Source organism: Motilimonas eburnea (assembly GCF_021295345.1).
Classification (GTDB): Bacteria; Pseudomonadota; Gammaproteobacteria; order Enterobacterales; family CBDFNC01; genus Motilimonas; species Motilimonas eburnea.
The window spans coordinates 19,648-37,892 of record NZ_JAIMJB010000005.1; the positions used below are offsets into that span (position 1 = coordinate 19,648).

The window sequence follows — 18,245 nt, forward strand, 5'->3', positions numbered from 1 at the left end:
TACCACAAGGAACAAAATGAAAATCCTCACCATCGAAGATGATAAAACAACCTTAGAGTACATCCAAAAAGGGTTTCAAGAACAAGGGCATACCGTAGATACCGCCAGCGAAGGCCCAGATGGGCTTTTTTTAGCCACCACCCAAGAATACGATCTTATTGTGCTTGATCGCATGCTTCCCAAGATGGACGGGCTTAAGCTCTTGTCAGCACTGCGCGCAACAGGTAGTCAAACCCCAGTGATCTTTTTAAGTGCGCTGAGCCATGTCGATGAGCGCATCAAAGGGCTTAAAGCAGGCAGCGATGACTACCTGACTAAACCGTTTTCATTTCAAGAGTTATTGGTGCGCGCTGAAATTCTGATGCAGCGTAAACAGCATCAGCCGCAGCAAGTCACCGAGCTCAGTATCGATGATCTGGTGATGGATTTGGTGGGCCACAAGGTCACCCGTGGCAACCGAGAAATTCGCCTGCAACCCAAAGAATTTCAGCTATTACGCTACTTACTTGAACATCAAGACCAAGTGGTGTCGCGCACCTTGCTGTTTGAATCGGTCTGGGATTATCACTTCGACCCCAAAACCAATGTGATCGATGTGCATGTCGCTAAACTGCGTAAAAAATTAGAAGAACAAGGAGAAAGCCAACTGATCCATACCGTGCGTGGTGCTGGTTATGTTGTCAGAACACCTTAGTATCTTCACCCGCACCTCCATTTGGCGCTTTACCCTCGCCTTTACCTTACTGGTACTGTTTATCAGCGGCGGTATCTTGGCGATGGTTTATCACTTTTCCATCGCCGGCCAACAAAGGGAGCAAAGCCAGCGTTTAAGCCTCGCGGCAGAAGGCTTTATCTCATTGGCCAGTGCCAACAGCATGACCACCCAAAGCTTTATCCAATCTGTGGTCGCACGGGCATCACAAACCAACAACATGGTACTGGCGCTGCGCCGTGACAGTAAAGTTTACGGCAACCTCAACCACTTACCACAAAACATCCCGCAATACCCTAACGTGCTGCATTTTCCTATCTTAGCAACCAACTACTTAGGTGAAATGGAGCTGAAAAAAGTCATGGCTACGCGCCTTAAAACTCCTTTTGGTACCTTACTCGTTGGGTTAATTGACGACAGCCAAGATGCCTTAGATCAAAGCTTTACCACTGCCAGTTTAAGTGCCCTCGGCGCCGGCATGATCTTTACCTTAGTGGTAGGGTTTATTTTTAATGCGCGCGTATTACACAGAGTAAGGCAAATCAACCGGTTAACCTCAGAGGTTAAGGCTGGGCGATTGCAAGCGCGCCTCCCCATCAGCAGTGAAGCCGATGAGTTTGACCACATTGCCATGCAAATCAATCAAATGTTGGATGAAATAGATGAATTGATCGGCTCGGTTTCCAGTGTCACCGACAATATAGCGCACGATCTTCGCACCCCGCTGTCACGACTGCGTATTCGGGTCGAAGAAACCCTCACCCAAGACAATTTGGATGAACAGGATCTGGAATGGCGTCACGCCCTGCTGCAAGAATTAGATCATATTATGGACACCTTCAATGCCATGTTAGAGCTGTCGCGGCTAGAAAAAGGGGTGTCGGGCGCAGAGCATAAATCCTGTGACTTACTGGCCATTTGCCAGGACGTGCAAGACCTGATTCTTCCCATCGCAGAAGATAAAGATCAACAAATTGAACTTAAGCATAATGCCCCTTGTAAGCTTAATGGCGATCCTAACTTACTGTTTCGCGCTATTTATAACCTCGTTGACAATGCGGTTAAATATGGCCCACCCGAAACCAAGATCAGCATAGAGCTACACAGCGACGGCGTCACCATTGCAGACAATGGCTTAGGGATCCCTGAGGAAGAGTTTGATCGCGTGTTTCGACGTCTCTATCGTTTAGATAAAAGCCGTCATAGTAGCGGATTTGGTATGGGGCTCTCTATCGTTAAAGCCATCATCAGCCTGCACCAAGGTACCATAGAATTGAGCGATAACCATCCCGGGCTACGTATCGACATTCACTTTTCTGACAACGTATTACAACCCCAGCCTCAATAAGATTGAAAAAATAGTACGAGCGCACTATTACTTAATATACCCAATCAACTTGAAGATGCATGTTTCAGAGCGCCACCGTGCTTTCAATACTAGGCACGCTAATGCAGGAATGTAGGCACCTTCTAAATTAGCGTAACTACGTAGTGGAAGCACGATGGCGCTCCCAAAGGGCAAGTTTTACAGGCGTTTATGCCACGTTATTGATTTTGATAAGGGAGCAACCCTTAACTGCAATCAATGCCTTGCCTAAACGCCTGTAAATTCTTGCTGAAATCAAGCATATCCAGGTTGATTGGGTATACATGGCACAAGTAACTGATTTAAAGAGATAGCAATGAAAAAAGGCACGGTCACCCGCATGGCCATTTTACGAACAGCGCTCGATCTGGCCAGCCGAATTGGCCTTGCTAGCCTCACTATCGGGAACTTAGCCAAGGCACGTGGCATGTCAAAGAGTGGCGTGTATGCCCACTTTCAATCTAAGCAAAAACTGCAACTGGATCTGGTGCAATATGCGCAAATGGTTTTCAGCGAACGCGTGGTCAAGCCCACCCGCCATCTCAGTGATCCCATTGAACGATTAACGCAACTGGCTGAACATTGGTATCAGTGGAATAACCGCTTTAGTGGTGGCTGCTTTTTTATTGGCGCAGTGATCGACTTTGATGATGTCGACGGGGCCGTGACCGAAGAGCTCAAGCTACAGCAACAAAGCTGGTGTGACCAGCTTAAACAAGTCGCCCAGCAAGCCATCAACCTAGGTCATTTTAGAGCCGACCTGGATTTAGACTACTTTGTATTTCAATTCAACAGCCTATACCTTGGAGCTTGTTGGTACCAATGGCTCGAGCCAGAACAAAGCCACCCTCATTACCAACAAGCCTTCAGCCAATTGTTGGCTAGCAGTAGGAAATAAAAAGATCCGTGGGAGCTCAGTCATGCAGCGATTTGAGCTCATAGTTAATCGCCCCATGACTGGGGCTCCCACAGTAATAGAAGCTGTTACTTTTTACCGTAGCCCGATTGCTTTAATGACTTGCCTTGGCTATTAACCCAAGCGTCCAATCCACTGCGGGCATTACCTGCAACAAAACAGGCCGCCATACTTGGACTCGTAAATTCAACTTCGATGTTAAAGTGAAGCAGCTCACCCTGCACCGACACCTTACCCTCGGCAATGAGCTGGTCGCGTAATTGCTTAATCGATGGGCGTAAGGATCCGACATTTGAGTAGTTCGCGGTCGAACCACGCAGTACCACAAAACTCGGTTTAGTCACGTCGCCTTTTGGGTAACCCGTCGCCAACGCCTCTTTGCTTTGAAACTCATAGCTTTCCTGTTGGGCGGGTTTAAGGCTGGTTATTTCTTGTTTTAACGTGATTAACTCATTGTATAAATCGATGGGGATCACCACCGCTTGGCGCACACCGTTGGCATCAACTAAAAATTGCACTGAGTTATTCACATCAACCTTCCCTTGCCAAATTAAAGCCGCCTGCTTGCAGCTTGTCACTGATGAATGAAGGCGTTATTACAGCAAGAAAGAAGATCAGGGACAAGGTGATAGAAAACAGAAAAAAGCAAAACTGTGCGCTAACAGTTCACCAAATGTTGAGATTGCTTGTTCAATCACAAGCCATTATTTTCGTAACCAGACTCGCTCGACTTGATGGCCCGCGCCCTTGGTTAAGATCAGATTAGCCCGCTCACGCGTTGGGCTAATGTTTTCAATCAGGTTAACACCATTAATCTCATCCCAAATCCGACTGGCCGTTTTGGTTGCCTCGGTTTCAGAAAGGCTGGCATAGTGGTGGAAGTAGGCCTTAGGATCCGTAAAAGCACCGCTTCTAAATTTTAAAAATCGCTCGATATACCACTGCTTTAAGTGCTTTTGCTCGGCATGAACAAACAATGAAAAATCAACAAAATCAGAAACAAACACGCGATGTAATTGATCCGGGTAATCCATGCCACTTTGCAGTACATTCAACCCTTCTAAAATCAAGATATCCGGCTGCTCAACCACCTGAAACTGATCCGGTACGATGTCATATTGCAGGTGTGAGTAAACAGGCGCGCTCACCTTAGGCTTACCTGATTTAATGTCAGACACAAACTTAACCAAGCTGCGAATATCATAACTGGCGGGAAAGCCCTTTTTCGCCATCAACCCACGCTGTTCTAACTCATGATTCGGGTGTAAGAAACCATCTGTAGTCACCAGCGCGACCTTAGGGTGATCGCTCCAACAAGACAATAAGGCTTGTAAAATACGCGCCGTCGTACTTTTGCCGACGGCAACACTGCCGGCAATGCCGATAATATAAGGAACGTGAAAGTCCTTAACCCCCAAAAACTGCCCCTGCACCGTACTGCGCTTTTGTCTGGCTTCCACATACAAGTTTAGTAGCCTAGACAGGGGTAAATAGATTTCGACCACCTCTTGCAAGGAGATATCTTCGTTTATCCCCTTTAGGTTCGCCAGATCTTGCTCCGACAAGGTCAAGGGCACGTTATCGCGCAGTTCAGCCCAGCTTTGGCGGGTGAATTCTAGATAAGCTGAGTGCACCAGCTCTTTATGGTCGAGTATAGGCATGGCAAATTTCCTGTCCGGCAAGGGCGCAACATACAATAGAGTGCGCCTTGATCACAAGGGTTTTACACATGGCGCACCCTTAATACAGTGGCAAATGCCAACAAGGTGAGCAGTGCACAAGCAACAAACACAGCATAAAAACCAAAACGATCGGCAATAAAACCCGCCATAACACCACTTAAAATGCCACCCGTTTTAATCGAGTTAGAGTATAGTGTGGTGACCTGCCCCACCTTGCTTGGTTTTAAATCTTGAAAATAGGAAATTCCTAATGCCGAGGTCACGCCAACAAAGATGCCGTTGAACAATTGCAGCGCCAAAAACCCCCACAGGGTTTGATTCACCAACATGCCGACATAGAACACAGTGCCTGCTAATATCGAGTAGCAAATCAGCTTATGCTTACCAAAGCGCAGGGCATAACTTCCCGACATCAGCATCACGGGAATTTCTAACAGCGCAGCTCCGCCCATCATCATCCCTGCCAGTTCAGGTGCCAGACTTAGCTCGTTGACTATGTAAAGTGGCATACTAATCAAGTACATATTGTTAGCGGCATACATAAATACAAAAGCCGCCGACAAAGCCAATAAGTCTTTATCGCGCCATAAACTGATCTGCGGCGCATTAGCATGAGTCGGGTGACTCACTGGCTCTAAACTAGGTAGTTGGCAATAAGCCACCATCGCCAGTACCACATACATAAAAGCAGCAAATAAAAATAAAAAGCGAAAGCCAAAACCATCGGCGATAAAAAATGCCAATGGCGGCCCAGCCACCCAAGCCAGGGCTATCTGAGCCCGTAAGAAAGAACTGAATTTTTCCGCATTTTGACCTCGCCTATCTAAAATATCTCGCGCCAACGCAAACATTTGTGGCAACGCCGCCGAAGAGGTACTCATAAAAATCAGCGCAGAGAACAGCAATATCCAATAATCGCGATTAAAGGCAAAGACGGTAAAACCAATCACCCCCATGATGTTACAAGCTAAGATCAACTTGCGGCGGTCGATACCTTTATCCGACCACCACCCAATTAACTGGCTTACCACCACGCCCGAAATAGCCAAACAAGCAAAAAAGGCTCCTAATAAGGCGGGACGAACGGCCACTTCATCATTCATAAACAAGCTCATGGTTGGGATGGTAAACGAGCCCGCCACGCCAATACCAAAGCAGCAAAATAATAACGACAGCGACACGGAGTCAACCTGTTGATTTGGAAACAGAGAACGCCAGTAACGAGTGATCACAATAGATGAGAGTAATAACGAAAAGAGGGCTGCATTCTACCGCTTTTAGACAGGGAATGCAGCTGTGAATCTGTCGATTTTAGCGGTATTTCGCGATTACCTACCACTAGCACCGAGCGTACCGAGGGGAAATCCCTAAACCAACTAGCTATTGCTCAGGCCTAAATAACCCGAGAAAACTGTTGTTGATGAGCGCGTTGACGCAAGTAGACGTCAAAACACATGCAGATATTGCGGATCAACAGCATGCCTCTGGCCTCAACTTGAATACCTTGCCCATCAAGGCTCACCAATTGATCATCGACAAAAGGTTTAAGTAAGGCTAAATCCGTCTCAAAATAGCGTTTAAAATCAATATTAAATGCTTGTTCTATCTCGACAAATGATAATTGGAAGTTACAAATCAATTGCTTGATCACGGCGCGGCGAATTAAGTCATCTTCACTTAAGGCCACCCCTTTCCACTGGGCATGGCCTAATTGATCAACCTGCTGATAATACGCTTTTAAGTCTTTTTGGTTTTGCGAATAGCCATCGCCAATTTGGCTGATGGAAGAGACGCCTAACCCCAATAAATCCGTATCCCCTTGAGTGGTATAACCCTGGAAGTTGCGATGCAAGATCCCCTGCGCCTGAGCGCGTGCCAGCTCATCATCGGGTTTAGCGAAATGATCCATCCCAATGAACACATAACCTTGGTCGGTGAGGTATTCTATGGTGTGTTGCAATATGCTCAGCTTTTCTTGCGGGCTAGGCATATCCGCTTCTTTCAACTTGCGCTGCGCGGCAAAGCGACTCGGCAAATGGGCATAGTTAAAGGTCGTGAGTCGAGCAGGCGCAATCTCCATCACTTTTTCCAAGGTACGCGCAAAGCTGGCCTTGGTTTGGTGCGGCAAACCATAAATGAGGTCTAGGTTAGTAGAATGAAATCCTTGGGCCTTAGCGCGCGCCAGTAAGGTGAAAATAAAGTCTTCATCTTGTTCACGGTTAACGGCTTGCTGCACTTGCTTATCAAAGTCTTGAATACCTAAACTCAAGCGATTAAAGCCCTGCTCGGCTAAAAGATCTATGGTTGTCAGCTCAATTTCACGCGGATCGACTTCAATGCTGAGCTCTGCATCAGGCAAGAAATCAAATTCACTGCGCAACACGCTCATCAAACGTGTAATTTGTGCTGGGCTTAAGAAGGTGGGGGTGCCGCCACCCCAATGCAGTTGGCTGATTTTGCGCTGCTTAAAATGCTTGGCTTGGCTTTTGATCTCCCGCTCTAGGTAATCCAGGTATTGATCTGCTTTATGTTGATGGCGTGTGATCACCTTGTTGCAACCACAGTAGTAGCACAGCTTATGGCAAAACGGGATGTGCACGTATAGCGACAGCTGGCGATCGGGATAACGTTGCGCCGCTTGCAGTAAGTCTTGGTAACCAAAACTTTCAGCAAACTCTAACGCGGTCGGGTACGAAGTGTACCTTGGCCCACTGTAGTTATACTTTTCAATTAACCCTTGATCCCAAACTATCTTTTCCACTGACTTTACCTTGTGTTACAGCTTATTAGCAATTCTGTGACAAATTATGGCATAGCTAAACCCATGCAAAGCTGAGCAAGAACAAAAAACCAGAGATAAGCTGAATTTAAATGGGGGTCTTGGCAGTGCCAACGCACCGCCAAGAAAGGGATTATGCCGGCAACTGCCAGTCTTGCAATTGTTTCATTTCTTCTATGATGCTGGCTTCTAAGCGCTGTTCATGCTTTTCGCGCTCGGCATCCAGTTGACGAATTTCTTTTTTAGTTCTTTCCTTACGCACTTCATGGGTCGGCATATCTTTAACCACCTGATACAAAGCGTGTAGATTCGGATATTCCGCGTCAAAGTTGATCGGTTGGGACAGCCTTAATTCATTAAGTAAAACAGTCAGGCGAATTGCGCCTTCCGATAAGTTACATTGCCCCTGCACCATGGCCTTGGCAATCAAGTTTATACTGTCCATTAAGGTTGCATTACGTTTGTTAATCACCTTTTGTAATGCAAGCTGTTGATCTTTAACACGACGTAACAAGGTACCCGCATAAACCGAAAGCCCTAAAATGACCACTAGGCCGACGCCGGCCAATACCCACCACAACATCTATTTATCCTTATCTAGGTTATCCATCCAAGCGTTATCTAAATTGCTAAACGCATCAAACATGGCATCCTCATCGGGTGCACCAGTTTCGTCTTCTTCAAGTAGCCCTAACTGTTCAAGTAAGGCTTGATGGCGTGCCATTTGTTGATTGACCCACTTCATATCTTTTGCATTTAGTTGCTCACCGTCATCCAACCTATCTAATAACGAGGCTAAACGCTCATCGGATTCTAATTGGGCTAATTCTTTTTCCGGTGACAGTTTCGGCTTAGGCTTGCTATTAACGAGCTTGGCCTTAGGCTGATGCTGAGCAAGCTGCACAGGTGCTTGTTGCAATGCTTGCTCTGGTGTCAATGCAATGGGCTTTTTACTGCCTGCGCGCGGATCTTTCGGGGCGCTTTGTTGGCTAACCACAGCCTCCTTTGCTTCCATGGCATTCCGGTTACCCGCCTTTAAGCCCTTACGCTTTGATTGCTTTTTTTGCAATTTAGCTTGTTCTTGATTTACCTTAATGCGCTCACCCAATTTAGGGCCGTTGGCATTCACTTTACGTGTCTTTTTCTGACGTGACATATTTTATTCTCTACGTTGAAACAGCATAACGTCTGCATCATAAAATGCGATGTGACAATTGAATTGCGCAGCAATCCAGTTCATCGTGGTTTGACTATAAAAACTCACATGGGTCGGATCACCTTTGTAATACCAGCGCTGAAATTGCGCATCATTACTGGCGAGCTGTGTCATCACGGCCAACCAACCATGGGGTTTTAATAGGGCAAATAATTTCGGCCAATCCCTCGCCGGTTGATAAAAATGCTCAACTACCTCGGTACAAGTTACAAAGTCATATTGCTTTGTCAGTACATCCTTATTGGGGTAGTAGAAAGGATCATACAAGGCGACTTGGTGACCCGCTTGGGCTAACATCTGAGACACCGTTGGCCCTGGTCCACAGCCATAATCTAATCCCACTGATTGCGGCGCTAACTTAGCCGACAAGGGGGCTACTAAGCGATTTAAAAAAGCTTGATAGCGTTGATCATCCGGGTCGTTAATGTGGCAGTCGTAGATGGCTTTTTCCGCCTCGCCATACAAAAAATGCAGGGCATCGGCAAAGCGTAAGTCACAATCTTGGCAGCAAAAATAATCTCGCTTTTTGTCTACAAGAAAAAAGCGTACTTGCGAACTTCCACATAATGGACACGCGTCCAAATTAACAACCTCCAGAAACACAAAAGACTGTACTAACTATAAAGCCAGTACAGTCAATCAGTTGCAGCCATTTCATAGTCAGCTGATGGTGAGGCGTTTAGCCAGCCAAGCAGCTTAAAAAAGACTAGTGTAAACCTGCAATGTATTTAGACAAGATAGCAATATCTTCGTCTGTTAGCTTTTTCGCTATGTCACGCATCATGCCATTCATGTCATTATTACGCTCACCGCTGCGGAACTGTTCAAGTTGTGACTTGATGTAAGCAGGGTACTGGCTTGAAATTTTCGGAAAGCCAGATAGCTCAGTGCCTTCACCACGTGGGCCGTGACAGGCAGTACAAGAAGGAATGCCTCTTGCGATATCGCCACCCATATAAAGCTTTTGACCTGCTTCGACAACGTCAGCCGGAGTGGTCGCAGGAGACATGGTTTTACTGGCGTAATAGGCAGCCAAGTCCGCCATATCTTGCTCGGTCAAGCCGGCAACCATGCCACCCATAATGGCGTTATTACGGCCTTTCTCACCACCCGTTTCTACCGCTAACTTAAATTCTTTAAGTTGCTTTTCTAGGTACTTTGGGTGCTGGCCTGCGAGTTTAGGGTACATATCAGTTGGTGAATTACCATCTGCCCCGTGACAAGCAACACACGTTGCTGATTTCGTTTCTCCTGCAGCAGCATCACCTTGTGCTAAAGCGGCACCGCTGAACCCGATCATTGCTACTAGAGCTAGCGCTATGTTTTTCATGGCTATCCAATTTTATTATTAAGCTTCCAGATCACATGCGAATCCGCGCATGCTACAATCGTTATTTTTATGAACTTGCATATTTTACACAATTTTAAAAAAAAGTAATCAATACGTAAAACATTCCCGCTGGAGACCGCATTTTGACCAAGCAAACCATGAATTACAACCTGGCTCACTTTATTACCAGTGCCCCTGATATTCGCCAAATGCCTGATGATACGGGGATTGAAGTGGCATTCGCAGGTCGCTCCAATGCCGGTAAGTCTAGCGCACTGAATGCCCTCACCCGACAAAAAACCTTGGCTCGCACCAGTAAAACACCCGGTCGCACCCAGTTAATTAACGTTTTTGAACTAGCCGAAAACAAGCGCATTATCGATTTACCCGGTTATGGTTACGCCAAAGTACCCGAGGATATGAAGAAAAACTGGCAAAAAGCCCTCGGCGAGTATTTGCAAAAACGTGAATCTCTTAAAGGTTTAGTGGTATTAATGGATATTCGCCACCCATTTAAGGACTCTGACCAAGATTTAATCTACTGGGCGGTGGATAGCAATCTTCCTGTCTTGTGCTTACTGACTAAAGCTGACAAGCTCAAACAAGGCTTACGTAAAACCACCGTCACCAAAATGCGCCAAGAAGCCAAAACCTTTGAGGGCGATGTTACGGTTGAAGCATTTTCCTCCACTAAAGGCATCGGCTTAGATCGCCTCAGAGCTGTACTTGATACTTGGTACTTTAATGAAGCAGAAATAAATGAGCAGGATGATGCTGAGTCAGCAGCAGAATAACCAAGCTCTGCTTCTAGTGATTAGTAAGTGGTTTTGAGTTTGTGTAGGTATTATTCGCCGAGCAAGCTCGCCTCCCACTAGGCCTGAATGCGCTTGTGAGCTTAACTCCAGTTTGTTAGCAAGCAACAAATTTGTATTTTGAATTCAATCTATCCACAATATTAGTCTACCAAATTACAGATAAAAAAAAGCCTTGGCAAACTGCCAAGGCGCTTAATATAGCTTTATTCAATACGTGAAATAAAAGGTCTGAAAGATAAAACTCTAGATAGAGTGTCTAGAACTATCCTTCCCTCTGTACCCTACAAGACAAACTATAGACAAAGCTTTTGCTTAGATAAAGTGCAAATTTGTAATTTATTTACATCTTTTGATCTAAAACAGTAAATCCATACCCACGCGACTTTGTTGTTAAACACAGCCCAGCAAAGTAGCGCAAGCAGCGGTTTTTAGTGCGCTTCATTCCAATTATCACCCACTCCCGCTTCTGCCACTAACGGCACATCTAAGGTCATGGCTTGCTCCATCAAGGTTTGCAACTGTGGCACATAGTCAGCCACGCAGGACTCGGCGATTTCAAATACCAGTTCATCGTGCACTTGCATGATCATCTGAATTGAGTCAGCAGGTTGCTGCGCAATCCAATCGGCCACCTTGATCATCGCCAACTTGATAATATCGGCCGCGGTGCCTTGCATGGGGGCGTTGATCGCAGCGCGCTCGGCGGCTTTTTTACGCATCGCATTACGTGCCTTAATGTCGGGCAAATGTAAGCGGCGTCCTTTTAGGGTTTGCACATAGCCATCTTGCTCGGCGTCGGCGCGAGTCGATTCCATATAGCGCAACACACCGGGGTAGCGTTCAAAATACAGATCCATGTATTGCTGCGCTTCTTGGCGGCCTATACCAAGCTGCTTAGCTAAACCGAAGGCACTCATGCCATATATCAAACCAAAGTTAATGGCCTTAGCACTGCGGCGTTGCTCGCTAGTAACGTCATCAAGGGCAACTGAAAACACCTCTGCTGCGGTGGCGCGGTGAATATCTTTACCTTGAGCAAAGGCCTCTAATAGGCCCTTATCTTGGGATAAATGTGCCATGATCCTAAGTTCAATTTGACTGTAGTCGATGGCGACAATTTTATTACCCGGCTTGGCAATAAAGGCTTCGCGAATACGGCGGCCTTCTTCATTGCGAATGGGGATATTCTGTAAGTTAGGATCGCTTGAGGACAACCGTCCCGTCGCGGTGACCGCCTGATGATACGAAGTATGCACTCGCCCTGTGGCCGGATTAACCATTTTAGGTAACTTATCGGTATAGGTGGATTTCAGCTTGCTTAAGCTTCGGTATTCTAAAATTAGTGCCGGTAATGGGTAATCATAAGCCAGCTCTTGTAACACTTCCTCTGCGGTTGATGGGGCACCTTTAGGTGTCTTTTTCAACACTGGCAACTTCATCTTTTCAAACAGAATTTCTTGTAACTGTTTAGGTGAGCCAAGGTTAAACGGTTGCTCAGCGATGGCGTGGGCCTTATTTTCAAGGGCAATGATTTTTTCACCCAATTGCTGGCTTTGTGCCTGTAACAACTGGCTATCAATCAACACCCCTGTGCGTTCAATGTTAGATAAGACGCCAGCTAAAGGATGTTCTATCTCCTGATATAACGGCTCCAGACTCGATTCTTTCGTCAACTTAGGCCACAGGGTTTGGTGCAGTTGCAGGGTAATGTCCGCGTCTTCGGCGGCGTAGGTAGCTGCGGTGTCGAGTGGCACTTGGTTAAAGGTCAGTTGTTTTGCGCCTTTACCGGCCACATCTTCAAAGCTAATAGCTTTATGACCAAGATACTTAAGCGCCAAACTGTCCATGTCATGACGATTAGACACACTGTTAAATACATACGATTCCAACATGGTATCAAACTGCGCACCGCGTAACTGCACGTCATAGCGCGCTAATACGCTGGCATCATACTTTACGTTCTGGAGCACCTTAGCTTGGGTCTCATCTTCCAGTATTGGTTTTAATTGCGCCAACACATCATCCAATGCTAATTGCTCAGGCGCATCGGGATAATCATGAGCCACAGGCAAGTAGGCCGCCTCACCTGGGGCAACGGCAAACGAAAAGCCCACCAATTGCGCGACCATATAATCTACACTGGTGGTTTCGGTATCAAAGGCAAACAAGGGGGCTTGCTGTAATTTTTTTAGCCACTCATCCAGCTGAACTTGGGTCAAAATCGTTTCATAGTTAGCACTGCTTAAACCGCTAACCAGAGGCGCATTGTCTCCCTCTTCCTCTGTTACACTGGTCGGTGCCGCACTCGAACCGTCTAATACTTCCGCCAGCCAACGTTTGAACTCCATTTTACCGTAAAGCTCAATCAGCTTGTCTTTGTCTTTTGGCTTCGCGATCAAATCATCATAGCCTTGGCTTAGCTCGACATCGGTTTTGATGGTCGCCAAGGTATAAGACATTCTTGCTTCCGTCTCATGCTTACGCATTTTTTCTGGCATGGATTTAGCGCCTCGGAATCCCAGCGCAGGCAGTTCATCCAAGCGTGAATAGATCTCATCCATGCTACCTATGCCTTGCAACATGGCGATGGCGGTTTTTTCGCCCACCCCAGGCACGCCGGGAATGTTATCCACCTTGTCGCCCATCAAGGCGAGATAATCAATAATTAATTCTGGGCCGACGCCAAATTTTTCCACCACGCCGTCGCGATCTAGCACGGTATTAGTCATGGTATTGATCAGCAATACATGCTCATCGACTAATTGCGCCATGTCCTTATCGCCAGTGCTAATCAGCGTAGGGATCCCCTGAGCACTGGCTTGTCTGGCTAGCGTACCAATCACATCATCGGCCTCAACCCCTTCATGAATAATCATCGGCAAACCTAAGGCGCGAATAATGTTATACAAAGGCTCTACCTGAACCCGTAAATCATCCGGCATGGATGGACGCTGCGCCTTATATTCAGGAAACATCTCATCACGAAAGGTTTTACCTTTAGCATCAAACACCACCGCAATATGACTAGGTGAAAACTGATTCATCAAACTGCGCAGCATATTGACCACGCCATATACCGCCCCCGTTGGCTCGCCAGCCGAGTTCGTTAAGTGAGGAGGAGCGAAAAAAGCACGGTAGAGATAAGATGAGCCATCAACAAGAATAAACGGATTTTCGGGTATTTGCGGCATAGTAGCTATCTGTCGTTAGAATGAATGGCGTTAGCATGCCATATCAACCGCATCGGCTCTATGCCTATCATGGGATTTTTTCTCCGTGTAGCACATTGGGCCGCACCTAAAACGAGCCCGCAACCTCTCCTAAAGTCAGTGTTGCCGGATCAATCAAAACAATCGACTAGCCTGTGGATATCTCTGTTCACAAAAACATCTTAAATGTAACATTTTGTTAATAGATGCCAACCACAAAAACGTAAACCAATGAAATAGAACAAAAAATAAGACATTCTATTTCGTATCATCCTCTTTTTATTTTCAATTTAATTGTGGAAAAGATTTGTTGATTTTTTACAACACTTGATATTCACTCAGAAATACAGCCGAAAAAACTAACTATGCGGGGCAATTTTGGTGAGAAATGTTGCGAGAAAGAAAAGAGTTGGAGGCCACTGTAAGATTAACTGGATAGTGAATGACAGAAGTTAATTAAACAGCAGCCCCCAAATTCAACAAAATGCTGAGAAAAAGCAATGTGAGCAAAGTCGTGCTTGCGTTAACTCTTTTTACACCATGCCAGATGCCAATGAATTAACGCCAACAAGTTAACGATAATGAATATCATTTAGATTGTAAAGCACTATTTTACTCGACTTACATTTCTTTGAGCGAAAAAAAACCGACCCTAAAAAGAGTCGGTAAACTGGAAGCAATGTGAGCAATGTCGTGCCATGTATCAAAAAGCAATTTGCTTTACGAGTATCTGGACAACGAGATAAATAGTAATGATATTAATTATCATTTGCAAGTGTTATTTTTGTTTTTCTCGATTCATTGCAACACAAGCATCTTGTTGCGGTTAAGGTTATACTCTCAACGTTAATAAATATGAGGTATCAAAATGAGAGTTTGTGGCGTTGAAATCCAAGGCAGCGAGGCCGTTATCGCACTATTAGCACTCGACAAAGGGCTATTTGAATTACCAGAATGTCGCACGCGTAAATTTATTTTGAGAGATGATAGGGATCAAGCGCAACTCGCCAAGTTTCAATTTGACGTGGCCAAGCTAGTTGAAGACTACAAAATCGAAAAGCTAGTGATCAAATCAAGACCCCACAAAGGAAAATTTGCTGGCGGTGCCGTGGGTTTTAAAATAGAAGCGGCGATTCAGCTTATCGACGGGGTCACCGTTGAGTTTATCAATGGCAATGAAATCAAAGAGCAACTAAAACGTAATCCTGTCGCCATCGACTTTACGGCAACGGGCCTGAAAAAATTCCAAGAGCACGCATTCAACTCCGCTTACGCTAATATGATACACGCTATGTATAACAAGGAAGATTGATCATTCAAGTTGATTGGGTATATACCCAATCAATTTGAAAATGCATGTTTCAAGCATATCCAGGTAGATAGGGTATAGAACAAAGAAAAGGGGCGATGTCTTAACAACATCGCCCCTGATAGTCATAACATCAAATCCATGACGTATGGTGCTCCCTGCACTTTGACTATAACAGCTACCTATCCTTAGGTTGCATTTCCCGGTCTTCCTTAACCTAACAAATCATCCTGATTTGCCTTCTCTCTCCATCCTGGAGGTGTCCCTAACCGCATCCTGCGGCGTTCCTTACATCTTCCTTGATTGCCAAACATCCTGTCTGACGACGATGTTCAACGTCCTGTTAAACATCATTTGCTTCCTGCAGTTATAAATATAAGGGAAAACCAGAATAAAAATAGCGTTAAACCCTAACCTTAACGGCCAAAGAATCATTCAGATATGACAATTAATAGTAAATACCCTTAAATAACAACATATTAAATGTACTAAGCACTCGTTTTACGCAATCATAAAACGACATTGCAGCCACAAAATGGGGCAATAAACGCCATCACGAATAGTCAATGTCTCACAACAGGATTGACTGCCACCCAGTACACGCCACCAACATAAAACTTCGTTTAAATTCAACTGTACAGCACAACCCATACTTTTGACTGATTAAAACCGGTTTCACTATTTTTTTGCGCGTTCAAGAGACCTTCAAACAAAACAATCAACTAAACAAAATAGTAACGAGAAATGAAAGGCGAGTAGCAAAAGATAAATGTAAATGAGAAATATTATTTTGTAATAAAAACGATATTTATCAGTCTAAATTAATCGAAGCACAGCCTGCAGAGTGGTCAACGACGGCTAGAATTAGATCAAAATGACTAAATGGTGACCAAAATCAATGCAACTTAAATTCAAACTCGCGCTGTTGTTTATTGTTATTGGCTTAGTTCCTGCGATACTCAGCAGCCTTATTGTCGAAAATATCGCTTCTAAGGCTTTAAAAGACCAAGCCTACGAGCAACTGTCCGGACTGTGGAAAATCAAACAAACCCAGCTCAACAACTACTTTAAGCAAAAACAAAGGGATCTAAATGTATTGGATAGTTTGTTGCTGAATTTGCAACAAGAGAATGCCAGCAAATCAGCAGAACAGTATGCCGCTAACTATCATGCTCTGTTCACTCAGTATATTGAGCAAAAGCAATATTATGATTTTTTTATTATTAATCAGGCAGGTGATGTATTTTACACCGTCACTAAAGAGCCCGACTATCAGACCAACATGCTTAACGGCCCCTATCGCGACTCCGGCCTAGGCCAAGTATTTAAAAAAGCGCTGGCGAATACCGGGTTTAACATTGTTGACTTTTCACCCTATGCGCCCAGTAAAGACGCGCCAGCGGCCTTTATTGCCCATCGTATTACCTTGGCTGATACCCCTTATGTGATCGCTTTGCAGCTCTCTATCGATGAAATCAATGCCATGATGCAGGTGCGTGAGGGGCTGGGCGAAACTGGAGAGACCTACCTGGTTGGAACCGATAACTTAATGCGATCGGATTCCTTCCTCGACCCAAGTAATCGCAACATCCAAGCTTCGTTTGCTGGCGATGTCAACAATAACGGCGTTGATACCGAGGCAACCAAGGCGAGCTTTAGTGGTCAACAAGGCTTTGCTTTGATCCAAGACTACAATAACAACCCGGTATTATCGGCCTACGGTGCAGTGCAATTTGGTGATGTGCAATGGGCTCTGCTGGCTGAAATTGACGAAAAAGAAGCCTTAGCGCCCGTTGCTAAACTCACCAATACCACCTACTCCATTGTTGGTATCTCAAGCATCATCATCTTAGCTGTGGCTTGGTTAACCACGCGAAGTATTACTCAACCCTTGGGGGGTGAGCCAAAAGACATGCTTGACCTGACAAGCAATATTTCCAGTGGTGATCTCACTTATCCCTTTGAATTTAATCCACACGACACCAGCGTGTATTCAAGCCTAGGTAAGATGCAGCAAAACTTGTCGGACCTATTAGGCAAGATAGCCAGTGCTAGCCAAGTGATGGCACAAAAAGCAGAAGAAACCTCCGTTGTATCGAATCAAACGCGTATCTCGGCCGCCGAGCAGACCAAAGAGATCGAGATGATGGCCACCGCAATGGAAGAAATGAATGCCGCAGCCAATGAAATTAACCACCATGCTAATTTGGCCGCATCCGAAATCAACGACATCAACCGTCACCTCAATGATGTTGATACCGCCATAGATGACACCTTACATTCGATGTCTGATGCCCTTAACCTTAACACCACGACAGCATCAGAAATGGAAGCCCTTAACTTACATAGCCAAAAAATCGGTCAGGTACTTGAAGTGATCCAAACTATCGCCGAGCAAACCAACTTGCTTGCCTTAAATGCGGCTATCGAAGCAGCGCGAGCAGGCGAGCAAGGCCGCGGATTTGCCGTGGTTGCCGATGAAGTACGTGAACTGGCGAAGAAGGTACAAACCTCGACCAAAGATATTGAACTGGTGATTGGCGAACTCAACCATCAAGCCAGCCATGTCTCCGCATCGATGCGCTCAAGTGCCAGCCAATCTGAGCATACGTTTGAAAAGGCCAAAGAAATGCAGCTAGCCTTACATGAAGTAGCCAAGACCATGAATCAAATCAACGAACACGCCATGCAAACGGCGGTCGCTGCTGAGCAGCAATCGCAAGTCACTGCCGATGTCGCCCGCAGCATTACAAATATCGGTGTCGCTGCCGAACAAAGCAGCCAAGGCGCAACACAAACCTCACAAGCCAGTGGTAACCTAGCGCAACTGGCCAGCGAGCTAGAAGCCGCCACCCAGTTCTTTAAATTTAAAGCCACCAGCACGGTAAGCAATACGTTAGAGCCGAGCTAA

General features: G+C 45.6%; 15 protein-coding genes. 6 read left to right on the forward strand and 9 right to left on the reverse strand.

Annotated elements, in window-relative coordinates; genetic code table 11:
• Nucleotides 1–16: 16 nt before the first annotated feature.
• The 3 genes from K6Y21_RS06080 (at nt 17) to K6Y21_RS06090 (ending at nt 2,976) form a co-directional block, all read left to right on the forward strand.
• Complete coding sequence (locus K6Y21_RS06080; protein WP_233070892.1) at nt 17–694, forward strand: winged helix-turn-helix domain-containing protein; 678 nt, start codon at nt 17–19, stop codon at nt 692–694.
• Nucleotides 675–2,060, forward strand: a complete 1,386-nt coding sequence (locus K6Y21_RS06085; RefSeq protein ID WP_233070893.1) for a sensor histidine kinase — start codon at nt 675–677, stop codon at nt 2,058–2,060. Before K6Y21_RS06080 ends, K6Y21_RS06085 begins: the two co-directional genes overlap by 20 nt.
• 334 nt (nt 2,061–2,394) lie before the next feature.
• On the forward strand, nt 2,395–2,976 hold the full coding sequence (locus tag K6Y21_RS06090; RefSeq protein ID WP_233070894.1) for a TetR/AcrR family transcriptional regulator: 582 nt from the start codon (nt 2,395–2,397) through the stop codon (nt 2,974–2,976).
• Between the two features lie 86 nt (nt 2,977–3,062).
• Here the strand turns inward: K6Y21_RS06090 and K6Y21_RS06095 are convergent, their stop codons facing one another.
• The 8 genes from K6Y21_RS06095 to K6Y21_RS06130 form a co-directional block, all read right to left on the reverse strand.
• The gene (locus tag K6Y21_RS06095) at nt 3,063–3,524 is read right to left on the reverse strand and encodes a DUF4357 domain-containing protein (protein ID WP_233070895.1); all 462 of its coding nucleotides are present in this window, start codon (nt 3,522–3,524) and stop codon (nt 3,063–3,065) included.
• A 174-nt stretch (nt 3,525–3,698) separates the two neighbouring features.
• Nucleotides 3,699–4,655 (reverse strand): type I pantothenate kinase, encoded by a 957-nt coding sequence (coaA, locus tag K6Y21_RS06100; protein ID WP_233070896.1) that lies wholly within the window; start codon nt 4,653–4,655, stop codon nt 3,699–3,701.
• Between the two features lie 62 nt (nt 4,656–4,717).
• Complete coding sequence (locus K6Y21_RS06105) at nt 4,718–5,857, reverse strand: sugar efflux transporter (protein ID WP_233070897.1); 1,140 nt, start codon at nt 5,855–5,857, stop codon at nt 4,718–4,720.
• A gap of 212 nt (nt 5,858–6,069) precedes the next feature.
• Nucleotides 6,070–7,437, reverse strand: coding sequence for an oxygen-independent coproporphyrinogen III oxidase (hemN, locus tag K6Y21_RS06110; protein WP_233070898.1), 1,368 nt, complete (start codon nt 7,435–7,437; stop codon nt 6,070–6,072).
• Nucleotides 7,438–7,588: 151 nt separating this feature from the next.
• Nucleotides 7,589–8,038, reverse strand: coding sequence for a DUF2489 domain-containing protein (locus tag K6Y21_RS06115; RefSeq protein WP_233070899.1), 450 nt, complete (start codon nt 8,036–8,038; stop codon nt 7,589–7,591).
• Nucleotides 8,039–8,611, reverse strand: a complete 573-nt coding sequence (gene yihI / locus K6Y21_RS06120; protein ID WP_233070900.1) for a Der GTPase-activating protein YihI — start codon at nt 8,609–8,611, stop codon at nt 8,039–8,041. It lies immediately after the preceding gene.
• Nucleotides 8,612–8,614: 3 nt separating this feature from the next.
• Nucleotides 8,615–9,253 (reverse strand): class I SAM-dependent methyltransferase, encoded by a 639-nt coding sequence (locus K6Y21_RS06125; RefSeq protein ID WP_233070901.1) that lies wholly within the window; start codon nt 9,251–9,253, stop codon nt 8,615–8,617.
• Between the two features lie 124 nt (nt 9,254–9,377).
• Nucleotides 9,378–10,001, reverse strand: a complete 624-nt coding sequence (locus K6Y21_RS06130) for a c-type cytochrome (protein WP_233070902.1) — start codon at nt 9,999–10,001, stop codon at nt 9,378–9,380.
• A gap of 143 nt (nt 10,002–10,144) precedes the next feature.
• Here K6Y21_RS06130 and yihA point away from each other — a divergent pair, with 143 nt between their 5' ends.
• The gene (yihA, locus tag K6Y21_RS06135; RefSeq protein ID WP_349629472.1) at nt 10,145–10,795 is read left to right on the forward strand and encodes a ribosome biogenesis GTP-binding protein YihA/YsxC; all 651 of its coding nucleotides are present in this window, start codon (nt 10,145–10,147) and stop codon (nt 10,793–10,795) included.
• Nucleotides 10,796–11,244: 449 nt separating this feature from the next.
• Here yihA and polA read toward each other — a convergent pair whose 3' ends face one another.
• A complete protein-coding gene (gene polA, locus K6Y21_RS06140; protein WP_233070903.1) occupies nt 11,245–14,007 on the reverse strand; it encodes a DNA polymerase I in 2,763 nt (920 codons plus the stop codon).
• A gap of 886 nt (nt 14,008–14,893) precedes the next feature.
• Between polA and K6Y21_RS06145 the strand changes: the two genes are divergently transcribed.
• Both K6Y21_RS06145 and K6Y21_RS06150 read left to right on the forward strand, forming a co-directional pair.
• Nucleotides 14,894–15,337: a DUF3010 family protein gene (locus tag K6Y21_RS06145; RefSeq protein WP_233070904.1), complete on the forward strand. Its 444-nt coding sequence runs from the start codon at nt 14,894–14,896 to the stop codon at nt 15,335–15,337.
• 895 nt (nt 15,338–16,232) lie between these two features.
• On the forward strand, nt 16,233–18,245 hold the full coding sequence (locus K6Y21_RS06150) for a methyl-accepting chemotaxis protein (RefSeq protein ID WP_233070905.1): 2,013 nt from the start codon (nt 16,233–16,235) through the stop codon (nt 18,243–18,245).